Source organism: Burkholderia sp. M6-3 (genome assembly GCF_050858985.1).
Classification (GTDB): Bacteria; Pseudomonadota; Gammaproteobacteria; order Burkholderiales; family Burkholderiaceae; genus Paraburkholderia; species Paraburkholderia caledonica.
This window is the reverse complement of sequence record NZ_CP110091.1, coordinates 1,462,086-1,477,053: the sequence shown is the minus strand read 5'-3', so window position 1 is coordinate 1,477,053 and position 14,968 is coordinate 1,462,086. Positions and strand designations below refer to the sequence as shown.

Annotated in this window: 15 protein-coding genes; 11 read left to right on the top strand and 4 right to left on the bottom strand. The window is 61.3% G+C overall.

The genetic code is table 11. The annotated features are described in order from the left end of the window. Positions 1-11: 11 nt before the first annotated feature. The 8 genes from mtnA (at position 12) to OH764_RS23930 (ending at position 9,516) form a co-directional block, all read left to right on the top strand. On the top strand, positions 12-1,091 hold the full coding sequence (gene mtnA, locus OH764_RS23965; RefSeq protein ID WP_498851102.1) for an S-methyl-5-thioribose-1-phosphate isomerase: 1,080 nt from the start codon (positions 12-14) through the stop codon (positions 1,089-1,091). Continuing rightward, positions 1,088-1,759: a class II aldolase/adducin head domain-containing protein gene (locus OH764_RS23960; protein WP_498851101.1), complete on the top strand. Its 672-nt coding sequence runs from the start codon at positions 1,088-1,090 to the stop codon at positions 1,757-1,759. The genes mtnA and OH764_RS23960 overlap by 4 nt, the downstream gene beginning before the upstream one ends. A gap of 63 nt (positions 1,760-1,822) precedes the next feature. After that, a complete protein-coding gene (locus OH764_RS23955; RefSeq protein WP_498851100.1) occupies positions 1,823-2,920 on the top strand; it encodes a sugar ABC transporter substrate-binding protein in 1,098 nt (365 codons plus the stop codon). 60 nt (positions 2,921-2,980) lie between these two features. After that, entirely contained in the window at positions 2,981-4,516 is a 1,536-nt protein-coding gene (locus OH764_RS23950; RefSeq protein ID WP_498851099.1) for a sugar ABC transporter ATP-binding protein, read from the top strand. After that, a complete protein-coding gene (locus tag OH764_RS23945; protein WP_310066896.1) occupies positions 4,513-5,514 on the top strand; it encodes an ABC transporter permease in 1,002 nt (333 codons plus the stop codon). Before OH764_RS23950 ends, OH764_RS23945 begins: the two co-directional genes overlap by 4 nt. 48 nt (positions 5,515-5,562) lie before the next feature. Then, on the top strand, positions 5,563-6,573 hold the full coding sequence (locus OH764_RS23940; protein WP_498851098.1) for a dihydroxyacetone kinase subunit DhaK: 1,011 nt from the start codon (positions 5,563-5,565) through the stop codon (positions 6,571-6,573). A gap of 11 nt (positions 6,574-6,584) precedes the next feature. Next, a complete protein-coding gene (locus OH764_RS23935) occupies positions 6,585-7,211 on the top strand; it encodes a dihydroxyacetone kinase family protein (RefSeq protein ID WP_498851097.1) in 627 nt (208 codons plus the stop codon). Positions 7,212-7,824: 613 nt separating this feature from the next. Continuing rightward, a complete protein-coding gene (locus OH764_RS23930) occupies positions 7,825-9,516 on the top strand; it encodes an alpha/beta hydrolase family protein (protein ID WP_498851096.1) in 1,692 nt (563 codons plus the stop codon). 212 nt (positions 9,517-9,728) lie between these two features. Here the strand turns inward: OH764_RS23930 and OH764_RS23925 are convergent, their stop codons facing one another. Further along, positions 9,729-10,100, bottom strand: a complete 372-nt coding sequence (locus OH764_RS23925; protein WP_498851095.1) for a YciI family protein — start codon at positions 10,098-10,100, stop codon at positions 9,729-9,731. A 212-nt stretch (positions 10,101-10,312) separates the two neighbouring features. Then, positions 10,313-10,948, bottom strand: a complete 636-nt coding sequence (locus OH764_RS23920; protein WP_498851094.1) for a glutathione S-transferase family protein — start codon at positions 10,946-10,948, stop codon at positions 10,313-10,315. A 111-nt stretch (positions 10,949-11,059) separates the two neighbouring features. Between OH764_RS23920 and OH764_RS23915 the strand changes: the two genes are divergently transcribed. After that, the gene (locus OH764_RS23915; RefSeq protein ID WP_498851093.1) at positions 11,060-11,428 is read left to right on the top strand and encodes a winged helix-turn-helix transcriptional regulator; all 369 of its coding nucleotides are present in this window, start codon (positions 11,060-11,062) and stop codon (positions 11,426-11,428) included. Between the two features lie 165 nt (positions 11,429-11,593). Beyond that, the gene (locus OH764_RS23910; protein WP_498851092.1) at positions 11,594-12,724 is read left to right on the top strand and encodes a GAF domain-containing protein; all 1,131 of its coding nucleotides are present in this window, start codon (positions 11,594-11,596) and stop codon (positions 12,722-12,724) included. A 104-nt stretch (positions 12,725-12,828) separates the two neighbouring features. Here OH764_RS23910 and OH764_RS23905 read toward each other — a convergent pair whose 3' ends face one another. Next, positions 12,829-13,584, bottom strand: a complete 756-nt coding sequence (locus tag OH764_RS23905) for a DeoR/GlpR family DNA-binding transcription regulator (protein ID WP_498851091.1) — start codon at positions 13,582-13,584, stop codon at positions 12,829-12,831. Between the two features lie 78 nt (positions 13,585-13,662). On the opposite strand from OH764_RS23905, the gene OH764_RS23900 reads away from it, so the two are divergent. Then, a complete protein-coding gene (locus tag OH764_RS23900) occupies positions 13,663-14,262 on the top strand; it encodes an NUDIX hydrolase (protein ID WP_498851090.1) in 600 nt (199 codons plus the stop codon). A gap of 116 nt (positions 14,263-14,378) precedes the next feature. Here the strand turns inward: OH764_RS23900 and OH764_RS23895 are convergent, their stop codons facing one another. Next, on the bottom strand, positions 14,379-14,933 hold the full coding sequence (locus tag OH764_RS23895; protein WP_498851089.1) for an MBL fold metallo-hydrolase: 555 nt from the start codon (positions 14,931-14,933) through the stop codon (positions 14,379-14,381). Between the last annotated feature and the right edge of the window lie 35 nt (positions 14,934-14,968).

Genomic DNA, 14,968 nt, shown 5'->3' with positions numbered 1-14,968 from the left:
ACGGAGCTTTCATGGTTGCGCAGTCCCTGTTCCCCGCGCTGGCCCCTACGATCGAATGGCGCGAGGACGCTCTTCTGCTGCTCGATCAGACCCGCCTGCCGCATGAGGTCGTGGTGGAGCATGTCGCCGATGCAGCCGCCGTATGGCGGGCCATTCACGAACTGCGCGTGCGTGGCGCGCCCGCCATTGGGGTTGCAGCGGCGTATGGCTTATGCGTGGCTGTTCAGGATGCGCGCGCATTGCCGCTCGCCCAATTCCGGGCGGAACTCGAACGGCGGGCGCGTTGGCTCAATACGGCGCGTCCCACTGCTGTGAATCTGAGCTGGAGTCTCGGACGCATGCTGCAACGTGCGCACACGTGTGGCGCGAGCGATTCGACTGCGCTTTACGAGGCGCTCGTCGAAGAGGCCCGGCAAATTCATGCGGAAGACCAGACGCTGTGCGAGGGCATCGGCCGCCACGGCATGCCGCTCATCAAGCAGGGCGGCGGCGTGCTCACACATTGCAACGCCGGCGCGCTTGCGACCACTGGCCTTGGCACCGCCACGGCACCGATTTACGCAGCGCATCGCGAGGGCATAGCGTTCAAGGTATTTGCGGACGAAACACGGCCGCTGCTTCAAGGCGCGCGGCTGACTGCATTCGAATTGCAGCAGGCAGGCGTCGACGTGACGCTGATCATGGACAGCGCAGCCGCTTCGATCATGTCCCAAGGGCTCGTCGATGTAGTGATCGTCGGCACCGATCGCGTGGCGGCCAACGGGGACTTCGCCAACAAGATCGGCACACTCGGGGTTGCCATTGCAGCGAAGCATTACGGCATACCGTTCTACGTGGCCTGCCCGTCGTCGACACTCGACTTTCACACGCCGACCGGCGCGCAGATCGAGATCGAGGAGCGATGTGACGAAGAGGTCACGCATTTTGCGGGGCAGCGCACGGCGCCGCACGGCATCAAGGCTCGCAATCCCGCATTCGATGTAACGCCGCACGAACTCGTCACCGGCTTCATCACCGAGCGCGGCATTGCGAAGGCGCCGTTCGAACGGTCGCTCGGCCAGTTCTTTCCGGCGGCGGGGAACGCGGCATGAAGGGCGCGCAGGAACGTGCGCTGCGCCGGGGCATCGTCGAGACCGCGCTCGAGATGGAGCGGCTCGGCATCAACCAGGGCACCTCCGGGAACGTGAGCGCGCGTCTGGGCGATGGTTTCCTGATCACGCCGAGCGGCGTGCCGGCGCGCGAGCTGCGCGAAGAAGGCATCGTGTGGTTACCGCTCGACGTCGACGACGACGCGGAGGTGCTGCATGTAAAGCGCCCGTCGTCTGAATGGCGCATTCATCGCGACATTCTTCGTGCGCGGCAGGAGATGCATGCGGTCGTGCATACGCATTCGACCGCGGCTACTGCTATGGCAATTCATGGACGCGATATTCCGGCGCTGCATTACATGGTTGCGGCAGCGGGCGGCAATTCGATTCGCTGCGCGCCCTATGCGCTCTTTGGCACGCAGTTGCTCTCCGATCATGCGCTCAAGGCGTTGGAGGACCGGCGTGCGTGCCTGCTTGCGCATCACGGCGTAGTGGCTCTGGGTGACGATCTCGCGCGCGCCGTGTGGCTCGCGCACGAAGTGGAAGTGCTGGCGAGGCAATACCTGCTCGCCTGTCAGCTGGGTCCGCCGCCGCTTCTGTCGGACGTGCAAATGGAAGAGGTTCTGGAAAGGTTCAAGACGTATGGCAGACCGAGGCATGCCGAGCGTTAGTGCGCTTGCTTCAAGGGAAATTATCGTTAGCACCGCAGTGAATAATCTACAACGGAGACGACTATGGCCTGGAGTTCAGCAAGATTCGACGGATGGGACGTATTGGGTAAGCCGACCTGTGCGGTGCTGCTGTGTGCGGCAGCCGCGCTTGCCGGTTGCTCCAAAAGCGACAACAGCTCGACCAGCAGCACTTCAGGCCAGGCCGCGAGCGCGCCGGCCAGCGCGCCCGTGGCCAACGCGTCGGGCGGCAAGACAAAAGTTGGATTCTCCGTTTCGACGCTCAATAACGCATTCTTCGTCGGCCTGAAGGCGGGCGTGGAGAAGGGCGCGAAAGAGCAGGGCTTCGACCTCGTGCAAACCAATGCGAATGGCGACGCGCAACAGCAGGTGAACGACGCGATCAATCTTCTGAGCCAGGGCGTGACAGCGCTCGTGCTCAATCCAATCGATTCCAAGGCCATTATTCCCGCCGTCGAAAAAGCCAATTCGATGAACATTCCGGTGTTCATGCTGGATCGCGGTTCGGACGGCGGCAAGGTCACGTCTTTCGTTGCGTCGGATAACGTCGCGCTGGGGCAGACGGCGGCCAAATGGATTGCCGACCAGTTGACGAAGCGCTATGGCTCCGCCAAAGGCAACGTGGTCGATCTGATCGGGCTCGTCGGCACGACGGCCGCTACCGATCGCGAGAAAGGCTTTAGCGACGAGATCGCCAAATATCCCGACATCAAGGTGGTCGCTCGTCAGGAAGGCGCGTTCGATCAGGAGAAGTCCCTCAACGCGATGACCAATATCCTGCAGAAGTATCCGCAAATCGACGCGGTCTTCGGCGCAAACGACGACAACACGGTCGGCGCGGAAAAAGCGATCGACAATGCAGGCCGCTATAAGCCGCTCGGCGACAAGCAGCACATTCTGGTCATCGGTGCGGACGGTACCGCGCAGGCGCTGTCGGCGATTCGTGCCGGCAAGCAGGACGCGACCATCTCGCAGAACCCGATTCAGATGGCGGCCAAGTCGCTGCAATTCGTCGCCGACAACAGCGCGAAGAAAGAGGTGCCGGCGAATTATGCGTGGCCGACGCTGCTGATCGACAAGTCGAATATCGATTCGGATGCGACGAAGAAATACGGGCTGTGGTCTGAGGAAATTAAACAGTAAGACAGGCTGCGGGCTGCGTTGCATCGGAGAGCGCGCAGCCTGCGAACGGAAAGAGGCGACATGACATTGCAAGCCGAAGAACGGGAGCGCGCGCCCGTGAATACATCCGTGCCGCTGCTGCGCATGCACGGCATCGTCAAGAGTTTTCCGGGAGTGAAGGCCTTGCGCGGCGTGAGCCTCGAATTGCGGGCAGGGCACGTCATGGCGATCGTCGGCGAGAACGGCGCTGGCAAGTCGTCGCTCGTCAAGACGCTGTCCGGCGCTTACGAACCAGACGAAGGCACGATCGAAATCGACGGAGTGCCGCTTGCGCGCGGCACCAATGCAGCGATCGATGCCGGCGTCGCCGTCATCTATCAGGAACTCTCGCTGATCAACGACATGACGGTCGCGGAGAATCTGTTTCTCGGCCGCATGCCTGCGCGCAAGGGTTTCATCATGCAGCGAGAGGCGAATCAGCTCGCACGGGAGGCGCTTGCGCGTGTGGGCCTCGATTCCGTGCCGCCGTGGATGCGCCTCGGCGATCTGCCGCTCAACAAGCGCCAACTGGTCGAAGTGGCGAAAGCCATTGCACGCGACGCGCGCATCCTCGTCATGGATGAGCCGACCGCGGCGCTGCAAAGCCAGGACATCGTCAATCTGTACGCCGTGGTGCGCAGACTGCGAGCGGCGGGCATGGGCATCATCTTCATTTCGCATCATCTTGAAGAAGTGTTCGAACTCGCCGATTCGGCGGTCGTGATGCGCGACGGCGCCACTGTCGGTGCGCGTCCCATGTCGGAATGGACCGAAGCCGCACTCGTGCAGGCGATGGTCGCACGCAATCTCGAGTCGTTCTACCCGTGGGAGCCGCGCGAATACGGCGATGTCGTGCTCGAAGTCCGTAATCTCGTCAGCTCGCCGCTGCTGCGCAACGCGAGCTTCAAGGTGCGGGCGGGAGAGATTGTCGGTATCGCGGGAATTGCGGGTGCGGGGCGCACCGAACTGCTCAAGACGATCTTCGGCGCGCTGCCCGCGACGGGTGGCGAGATACTCATCAAAGGCAAAAAGATCGCGAATCATTCGCCGACTGAAGGCGTGCGTCACGGGCTCGTGTACACGTCGGAGGATCGCAAGCTCGAGGGGCTCGTGCTCGATGCCAACATCGAAGAAAACATTGCACTGTCCAGTCTCAAAGCGCTGGCGAACGGCGGATTTGTTAGCGGTGCGAGGAAGCGCAAGCTTGCGCGAGATGCCAGCACGCGATTCGGCGTGCGGGCGTCTTCGGTGCTGCAGGTCACGCGCACGCTGTCGGGCGGCAACCAGCAAAAAGTGATTCTCGGGCGCGCCACCGCAACCCAGCCCGTCGTCATCATGCTCGACGAGCCGACGCGCGGCATTGACGTAGGGGCGAAGACGGAAATCTACGCGCATATGGTGGCCATGGCGCGGGCGGGCGGTGCGGTCGTCATGGTGAGTTCCGAATTGCCGGAGCTGCTCGGTATGTCGGATCGCGTGCTCGTGATGTATCGCGGCAGCATCGTGACGGAGATTCCGCGCGAAAAAGCGCATTCGGAAGCTGTCATTCAATGGGCTACAACAGGAGCAGGCGCATGACCTCCACGGCAGCCAACCGTGCGGATACGGAGGCGCTGTCGCGCCGCGTGATCCGCCAACTGAGGAGCGGGATCGGGCCACTGTTCGCGGCGCTCGTCATAATCTGTATTGCTTTGTCGATTGCATCGCCCGAGTTTCTGACGACCAGCACGCTGACCAACATCATGGTGCAGGTGTCGGTGGTCGGCATCGCGGCGGTGGGCGGGACCTTCGTCATCATTACGTCGGGGATCGATCTTTCGGTCGGTTCGCTCGTTGCGTTGACGGGCATGGTCGCCGCGACTGTCATGGCGGGGTCGAGTCCGGGGGCGATCAGCCTCGGCATTGCGGGTCTTTGCGCGGCGCTCGCGGTAGGCGCAGCGGCAGGCGCACTGAACGGTCTCGCGGTTGCATGGCTGCGGCTCGTGCCCTTCATCGTCACACTGGCGATGATGGCCATGGCGCGCGGCTTGACCCTCGCCATTTCGGATGGCCGCACCAAGTTCGATTTTCCGAACGCCTTCACGGCATTCGGCGCGAAAACGGTCGCTGGCTTGCCGATGCCGATGATTGTCATGCTCGTGATCTTCGTCATAGGTCATGTGTTGTTGCGCAAGACCACGTTCGGTCATCAGGTGTTCGCGGTGGGCGGCAATCAGGAAGCCGCGCGTCTCGCGGGTATCCCGGTGCATCGCGTCGTGTTCCTCACTTACATGCTGGCCGGCGTGACGGCCGCAATTGCCGGGATCGTTCTTGCGGGGCGGCTCAATTCCGCGTTGCCTTCCGCAGCCAACGGGCTGGAGTTGCAGGTGATCGCCGCTGTCGTGATTGGCGGGACGTCGCTTGCCGGAGGACGCGGGTCGATTGTGGGAACGTTCATCGGCGTCGTGCTCATCGGCGTGATCAATGTGGGATTGTCGCTGCTCGGCGTGAATCCCTTCTGGACGCAGTTCATACAGGGCGGCGTCATATTCGCGGCTGTCCTGCTGGATGCGCTCAGTCAGCGACGCAAGCAGTGAGCGTCTTTTTGCATTCTGTGAAAGCACCCCGAACCGGAGGAGCACGACATGAAAAAAATCATCAACGAACCCGATGCCTTTGTCGATGAGATCATCGAAGGCCTATTGATTGCGCATCCGGCATGGATCAAAAGCGCAACTGCGGACAAGCGGGCGCTGGTACGCAAGGACGCGCCCAAAGCGGGGCGCGTGGGCATCGTGACGGGCGGCGGCTCGGGTCATCTGCCCGGCTTTCTCGGCTATGTAGGCGAGGGGTTGTGCAGCGGCGTCGCGGTGGGCAACGTTTTTTCATCGCCGTCCGCCGAACAGATACTGGAGGCGACGAAGGCTGTGAATGGCGGCGCCGGTGTGCTCTACGTGTATGGGAACTACGGCGGCGATGTGCTCAACTTCGATCTCGCGGCCGATCTTGCCGAGCCGGACGGCATCGAGATCCAGACGGTCGTGCTGACCGACGACGTGGCCTCCGCGCCCAGGGAACGCGCCGCGGACCGTCGCGGCGTGGCGGGCATGCTGTTCGCCTTCAAATGCGCGGGCGCCGCGGCGGAACGCGGCGATTCGCTGGACGAAGTGGCGCGTATCTGCGGCAAGGCCAATGCCAATTGCCGCACCATGGGCGTCGGCCTGTCGCCGACGATTCTGCCCGCTGCGGGCAAACCTACCTTCACGCTGCCCGAAGGCGAGATGGAGATCGGCATTGGTATTCATGGCGAGCCCGGCACGCACCGCGGCAACCTCGAATCCGCGGATGCCATTGCTGAACGCATCACGCGTGAGATTCTCGACGATCTGGATGCGGAGAAAGGCTCACGCGTCGCGTTACTCGTCAACGGACTCGGCGCGACGCCGTTGGAAGAGCTTTATCTGCTTTATCGACGTTCGGCGCGACTTATCGCGGATCGGGGATTGAAGGTGGCGCGCTCGTATGTCGGCGAATATGTGACGAGTCTCGAGATGGCAGGCGCATCCATTACGGTGATGCTGCTCGACGACGAACTTCAGGCGCTGCTCGAAGCACCGGCAAGTTCTCCGTTCTTCCGCGACGGCACGGCATCCTGACGAGGCATGCGATGAGTGTATCCAACAACGAACTGCGCGAGCTTCTGACGCGCGCATTGAATGCGCTTCCCGCTCATGCCGACGAACTGCGCGACCTCGATGCCGCCTTGGGCGATGGCGATCTCGGCATCACGGTTCGCGCTGGATCGGCAGCGGTCGTGAATGCGCTTGCCGCATTGCCCGACGGCGCGTCGCTCAGCGATGTGCTGCTGGCCGCGGGCAAGGCGTTCTCGACCGCTAACCCGTCGACGTTCGCGGCGCTCGTGGGCGGCGGTCTGCTTGCTGCTGCCAAGGCGGTGCCCGGAGTACAAGGGGTGGGACGCGCCGAAGCTCTGGCGATTGGGCGCGCGGTGGCGGGCCGCATCGTCGAACGCGGTAAGAGTCAGCTCGGCGACAAGACGGTGCTCGATGCGCTGCTGCCGAGCCTCGATACGCTGGAGGCATCGCAAGGGAGCGCCGTCGCGCTGCTCGACGCGATGATCGCGACGGCGCAGGAAGGCGTCACCGCCACGGCCTCCATTCAATCGAGAAAAGGCCGTGCTGCGTGGGTGCAGGAACGAAGCATCGGCCATGCGGACCCCGGAGCGACGGCATACGTGCGCTTCTTACAGGCGCTGCGCGGGGCGTTTGCTGGATAGCGCGATTCGCGGTGCGGCCGCTTTGCTTGCTCGTGTAAGAAAACTGCGTTGAAGGGGCGCCGGTCTTTCTACATCCGAAGTTCTATATCGCGCGCAATCCCGCGATCGGACCGTTGAACGTGATGCTGATCCCACTGGCACTGTGTACGGTGCCGGTCGGGTCCGCGTGCGCCGCATGGACCTGTCGCTTCTTCATTAGGGCAGGCTCCATTCAAACTCGAAGCCAGACACCTGCGTCTGGTCGACAAGACTTCCTGTCTACACGAAATGTCTCTGAAGGACACTGGCTGTCCGGAAAAGACCTTACGTGGTGAACCGCATTCACACTACTATCAATCGCACAACAGTCCGTCGGATTAGGCTGCGATCGTTCATAGGCATGACGCGGCGCACCAAGGTCGCGCTCAGAGCCGTGCGTTTGGCATAAGCACACGACACCATAGTTAGACATACGAAGTAAATATCCGACGCCGTTACATTGTCGAGTCTGGCGTGAGTGGAGCCCCGTCGGCGGCAACGCGATCCGAACCTGGCTGCGGTGAAAGCGTTGTCGACGCGTGGGGCGAGGCGAGCGCCCAGGCGGCGAGTATGGCGCTCTCATAACGGAGACAGCATGATTTCACTTGATACTCGTATCTTGAAGATAGCGGCCGTGGGCGCGTTCTGGATGACATCGGCAGCCACCGGCGCCGCGAGACCGCCTGCGGGGCCCGTAGCCGCCTGCGAACGTCTTCAAGGCTTTGTCGTCCCTCCTTCCGAGATCGGCTTGTCCACCTCTGGCGCGAGCGTGGTTTCCGTCAAGCCGGTTGCTGCGAGCGGGACTGGTGCAAAAGCGTTACCGGATTACTGCGAGGTCACGGGCAAGATATCTCCGCTCGACAGATCCGCGCCCGACATCCAGTTCAGGGTCGGACTGCCTGCGCAATGGAACGGCAAGGTCGTCATGTTCGGCGGTGGTGGTTTCGACGGCACCATCCCCGACATAACCGGGAACGTACCGAATGGCCCGGTCGATGAACTAGTGCCACTTGGCCGCGGCTACGCGACGTTTGCGAGCGACTCCGGTCATCAGGCCAACGCGCTCGGCTCACAGGACGGACGCTTCGGCTTGAACAACGAGGCGGTGAGAAATTTTGGCGGTGACGCGTTGAAGAAAACGCATGACGCGGCGCTCGCCATCATCAAGGCGCGGTATGGGCATTGGCCGCATAAGGCTTATTTCGCCGGCGGATCGACGGGCGGCCGCGAAGCCGTGACAGCGATTCAGCGCTGGCCGTCCGATTGGGACGGTGCGATTGCATGGTATCCCGCGTGGGACGATGCCGCAGCGCTGCTCGGCGGTCAACGCATGAACCGCGCGCTCGCGAAACCCGGTGCCTACCTTTCCGTTGGCAAGCGCAAAGCGTTGTACGACGCGGCGATGGAGGCATGCGACTCGCTCGACGGCGTTGCCGACGGGCTCATCAGCGACCAGCAGCAGTGTAACGCCCGGTTCGATCCGGTTACCGCTACGTTGAACGGCGCTCCGCTGCGTTGCCGGAACGGCGCGGACACTGGCGACAATTGCCTTTCGGACCCACAAATCGAGGCTTTGAAAACAATAAACTCGACAACGCATTTTCGCTTCCGGCTCGTGAGCGGTGAAACTCAATACCCCGGATACAACGTCTGGGGAGCGGACCTGGGCATGACCACACGTAGTTCGCCAGTCGAGCCCGTTGTCACGTTTCTCGCTTTCGGAACGTCCCAGCCGGCGAACCCCATGCCCGCAACGGCGCCATACATTAGCGTTCTAACGGACCAATGGTTCAAGTATGCCGTGACGCGCGACCCAGACTTCAATTCACTCTCGATCGACCCCGAGCAGCCCGGCGTGTGGGCGAACCGTATCAGCGAACTGAGTTCGCAGCTCGATGCAAGCACTGACATCTCGGCTTTCAGGAGGCGCGGCGGGAAGTTGCTGCTGGTGCATGGATCAGCCGATGTTCTGGTCAGTACGCGCGCGACCGAGGAATACTATCGGCGGCTACAAGAGCAGTTCGGCATCCGTCAGGTCGATTCCTTCGTACGCTTCTATGAAATTCCAGGCATGGGCCATGCGGTCAGTAGTAGCTTCAACGCCACATGGGATTCACTGTCTGCGCTGGAGCAGTGGGCCGAGAGAGGCAAGGCCCCTGTCTCTCAGGTAACGACCGATACCGCTGGCGTACCGGGCCGCACGCGACCGCTGTGCGATTACCCGGAGTGGCCGCGGTACGTAGGTGGAGACGTCAATCGGGCGGAGTCGTTTCAATGTTCGCGATGAGCGATAGTACCGAAGGGCGGCGCTGGTGAGAGTTGACGCACTTCCGCTGGTGGCGGACATGATCGAGGCAAACTTCCGGGTCCCGGGTCTGCGCTTCACGGATCGCTACAACAAGGCTATACCTTGGTGAGTGCGAGTGCGCCAACAGGGTGGGGTGTCCGGCTTTCGACCCGCGACGCCCCTTGCTGCTTTCACGCGCGTTGACGAGCCCCTCAAGGGCCCAGGTAGAAATCAAACGGAATAAGCTCGACCGCCCATCCGCTTTCTTCGCCCAGTGTGGCGGCCGGGTGCATGGACGCGATGCGCAACGCCTCGTCACGGTTATCCGCATCGATGATGAACAGGCCGCCCACGACTTCCTTCGACTCGGTGTAGGGCCCGTCCATGACGTGCGTCTTGCCACTGCGCGGGCGAAGCGTGCTCCATTTGTCCAGATCGCCAAGCGACGCGGAGATCAGAACCTTGCCGGTAGCCCGCATCTTCTCGTCTAATGCGGGGCATTGGCTCACCAGAGCCTTGACGGCTTCTGGTGTCATGGCGGCGAATTTTTCAGGGGTGAAGTAGGCCAGGCCGAGGTATTTCATGGGAGTTCCTTTGGGTGGGACATACACCTACGACGAAGCTGATGATCGAAAATCGACATTCTCCAAAGAGAATTTGTAGCGGGTCTCGCCCGTCTGTCCAGCTCCGGCCCGGCTGCCGGAGTTCGTGCCACAAAAGTACGGCTGAACACTATGGGCCTTGGTCACCGGCCAGTTCAGGAGCGCCACGCGTGGCGTACGGCGATGTGCGTCGCTCAGTCTGCCAGCAGGCCGTCTTCCCGCAGGACGCGCTGAACCGCTGGTCTCTCCCTGATTCGCTGATACCACGCCTGCAGGTACCGATACGGACCGAGGTCGATATTCGCGTGGTACACCGATTTCATCCACGAGGCGGTGCCCCATCCTGTCAATGCGAAAAGATAAGCATCGGCAATTGTGAAGCTGTCGCCCATCAGAAACCGCTGACCGTTTAATTGACGATCGATCCAGCCGAATCTGCTTTCGAGCTTTGGCCTCGCGGTATCTACCCACTTTCCCGCAGCCACTGCATAAAGCAGCGGAATGAAGCCCTTATGGATTTCGGTGCTCAGGAAGTTGAGCCATTCGAGCAACCTGTAGCGTTCAATCGAACCATGAACGGGCGCGAGTTTCGATTCCGGCGACTGGTCAGCAAGGTACTGAGCGATGACGGTACCCTCACGCAACAATGTGCCGTCCTCCAGTTCCAGAAGCGGCACGTAGCCAAGCTCGGATACGTCGTAATAGCTCGTCCCGTCCGGCAGCAAGTGGCGCCGCGCGTCGACCGTGACGACATCGGCATTGAGCCCCGTCTCCTGCAATACGATGCAGATGGCCTGTGAACAGCTTCCGGGCGCGTGATACAGCTTCATGCGGTCTTCCTTTAATGATCATGTTGCGAGAAGTATCCCGCGCAAAGGCTAAAAAAAGAAGAAGGCAGAAGTTTGTGATATAGGTACAAAAACTATACCGGACAGAAAGCAATGAGGCAGAGTGCAACGGGATGTTCGATCGAAGAGGCAATGCGTCTGCTAGGTGGACGCTGGCGTTTGCTGCTTGTGTCCTATCTGGTGGAGGGGCCGAAGCGCTTCAACGAGCTTCGTCGCGATGTGCCCGGCATATCGCAGCGCATGTTGACGCTCGACTTGCGGGCACTGGAGCAAGCGGGGCTGATTCAGCGGACGGTCTTTGCAGAGGTCCCCGTGAAAGTCGAGTATCGACTCACGAGCGACGGTGAGCGGCTAAAGCCGGTCATCGAAGTCATGCGCGAGTTCGGCCTCTGGCTCAAAGGGCGCCCGATTCCGGACTCACAAGAAGCGGACCTGGAGTGTGCAGAAGATGCATCGCAATAGATGCCTTTTGGCGTCGTCTGATGCAGTCGATCAGGCGTCAACGGAACGGGAATGCCGCGGTTTCCCGAGTGGGTGACTGGCGCTTCTACCCGTCAACCACTTACATGACATATCCTCTTGCCAACGTCACACCACGGCCACAACGCGGCCCCAACACGAATAGACATGGAAGACCCCATCATTACCACCCGGGCAGCGGCCGAACTTCTGGGCGTATCAATCCGCACAGCACAGACGTGGATTGAAGAAAACGCCCTTGACTCGTGGAAGACGCCAGGCGGACACCGGAGGGTGCGCCGCAGCGCTGTGATGGATCTCATGGCCAGACTGGCGCGCGAAAGGATTCAGGGACCCGCACTGGTGCTGGTGCATGCGCCGCAGCACAAGCTTCAGCGGTACGTCGATACCCTCAGCCTTTCGCCCGAATGCACGGTGCACGCGGAGGCCGACACTTTCAGAACGTTGCTCACTGCCGGCTATCTCTTACCCATGATCGTCGTCCTCGAACTGGATGGCGGCGACAGCGACGGTCAGCGTCTCGTTCAACAGATTCTCAGTCATCCGGGGCTGGGTCATACCAGTATCGTCGTGACAGGTGAAGCAACGGGCGAGGACCTGATTGGCCTGGGTGCTTCACGCAGCCGCGTGCACATTCTTCCTGCTAACTGGACGGCGGAAGCGCTGCAGAGCAAAGTGCGCCAGTTGGTGAGCGACAAGGGGGCGCCCGCCCGGACTGCAACCGGAACGGTCAGCGGGGAGCCTGCCACTAACGAGTCGCAGCGTCTGCTGGCCGTCGCCGCCGCTGGCGTCGTCGATACACCTGAGGAAGAAGCATTCGACGAGATCACGCGGCTGGCCTCAACGATCCTCGAGGTACCCATTGCGCTGCTGACGCTGCTCACACCTGATCGCCAATGGTTCAAGTCTCATTGGGGGCTCGACCGGCAAGAGACGCCGCGTTCGTGGGCGTTTTGCAACTTCACTGTCCTGCAGGACGACGTGTTCGTGGTCGAGGATGCGACAACCGACCGGCGTTTCGCCGAGAACCCGCTGGTGACAGGTGAGCCCCACATCCGGTTCTATGCGGGCGTCAACATCCGCGACATCCAGGGCTACGCACTTGGTTCGCTGTGCGTGATCGATCGCGCGCCAAGAAGGCTGCCTCATTCTCACCGTGAGGCGTTGGCCACGTTGGGTCGCCTCGCGTCTGACCGTATTAACCTGCGCATCAGGGAGCGGCAGCTTAGGTGGGCGGTTGCGGCATCCGCCAACGCCAATCCGGCGGGGAGCGCCTGACAGTCCAGGACGACCGGGAGCCGAGTGGGCGAGCCCGCCGCCGAGCTTGTTTTGAAGGTTAGGAGACGGCGTCAGGCTTGTGCGGTTGGCATTAGCCGGCATCACTACGCACGCACGACCGTCACCCCTGCAGATTTGATCTGTTTAATCACCTCCCGGTCGGCGTCCTTCTCGACCACGATAGTCTGTGCGAGCGAGATCTCACCAATGACGAACCGCGACGCCGCATTGAGTTTAGACGACGACGCGAGCACGACTGTTTCTGCCGCGCGCGCGGCAAGCGCGCGCTTGATCGCAGCTTCCTCGAAATCGCCGGTGCTCAGGCCCGCCTGCGGATGAACGCCGGTCACTCCCATGAAGTACCAATCTGCATGGATCCGCGAGATGCCCTCCATAGCGGCGGCGCCAACGGCAACGATCGAATGCTTGTACAGCCGCCCGCCGATCAGGATGACCTCGACGCAAGGATGCTCGGCGAGCGCCGTCGCGACGCTTGGGCTGTGCGTGACAATCGTCGCACGCAGATCAGCGGGCAGTGACTTGATCAGCAATGCGGACGTGGTCCCGCCATCAATGATCGCTGTCTGTCCGGGCGCAATCATCATGGCCGCTTGCCGTGCGATCCGCTGCTTGGCCGCTGATTCAATGTCCCGGCGCGCCTCGAACGGTGCGAGCGCCGGAGAAACGGGCAACGCGCCACCGTGAACGCGTTGCAATAGCCCCTCCGAAGCCAGTTCGCGCAAATCCCGACGTACGGTGTCTTCCGACACGCCGAATTCCACGCTCAACTCTCCGGCGAGCACCTGGCCATCGCGAGAGAGCGCCTCCAGGATAGCTTTCTTACGTTGCGTAGTTAACATTGATGTGCATGAAATATCTTGATATTGCACGAAACTGCACGATACCATGAGCGCTATTCGCTGTCGACTGGAGACGCCATGAGCGCAACGAAAGACCGGGTTCGCATCGTCGAGTCGACTACACTCTCCGACGATTGGTACACGCTGAAAAAGGTGACGTTCGATTTTCTCCGCCGGGACGGTACGTGGCAGCGTCAAAGTCGCGAAACGTACGATCGCGGCAACGGGGCAACTATCCTGTTGCATAACCGGCACACAGGAAATGTCGTGCTCACGCGCCAGTTTCGAATGCCCGTGTTCGTGAATGGGCACGACGGCATGTTGATCGAGGCGGCTGCCGGTCTGCTCGACATGGCCACGCCGGAGGAGCGCATACGCCTCGAAGCGGAGGAGGAGACCGGGTATCGCGTGAGCAATATTCGTAAGGTCTTCGAGGCTTACATGAGTCCAGGATCAGTGACCGAGAAGCTCTACTTCTATCTGGGCGAATACGACGCGTCCACGCGCGTGGACGATGGCGGGGGCATCGAAGAAGAGGGCGAGGATCTCGAGGTGCTCGAAATGCCGCTCGGGACCGCTTTACAGCTCGTTAGAAGTGGCGAGATCGTCGACGGCAAGACGATCATGCTGTTGCAGCATCTAGCGTTAAGCGAGATTGTGGCGGCAGGCCGAGCATGAACGCCAACTCGTTCTGATTGCAGGCCGTTATCGCTGTCCTGCAGCAAGTGCTTTCTGCCGTTGAACCGATCGTGCACGTGCCGACCGGATGCGCTCTGCGCAACCTCGCGTTTGAATCAAAGCGCGTTTAAGGGAATCTTAAGATTGCGGGTGCCGTTTTCCTCGGCAGGAGGCAAATTGCCCGCCCGCATATTTACTTGCACGGAAGGCAGGATAAGGACGGACACCGCCAATGTTGCATTGCGCGCCTCGCGCATGCTGAAAAATTGTTCTTCGGCGACGCCGTCGTGCACATGGATGTTATGCATACGCTGCGCGAGCATCGTTGTTTCCCACTCGGGCTCAGCGTTGAAGAGTTTCTTGAAGACACCCTGAGAGGCGCGAATGTGCTCACCGATTGCAATCGCGCCGCCAAGCTCGCCTCGCAAATAGTGCGCCGCCGACAGGTGGTCCGCATGGGCGTGCGTTTCAAGTATCCACTTAGCGTGCACGCCACTCTGGCGCACGAACTCGATGACCCGGTCCGCATTCGTCGTTGCAGTGCGTCCTGACTTGGGGTCATAGTCTAGAACCGGGCCAATGATCGCGCATTCCTGGTGCCCGGACTGGAAAACCAGGTAAGTGACCGTGCCGGTGACCGGGTCGAAGAACGGCTGAACCATGGGCTGCATGCTGAACTCGTCAGCGATTGTTCATTCTATTCACG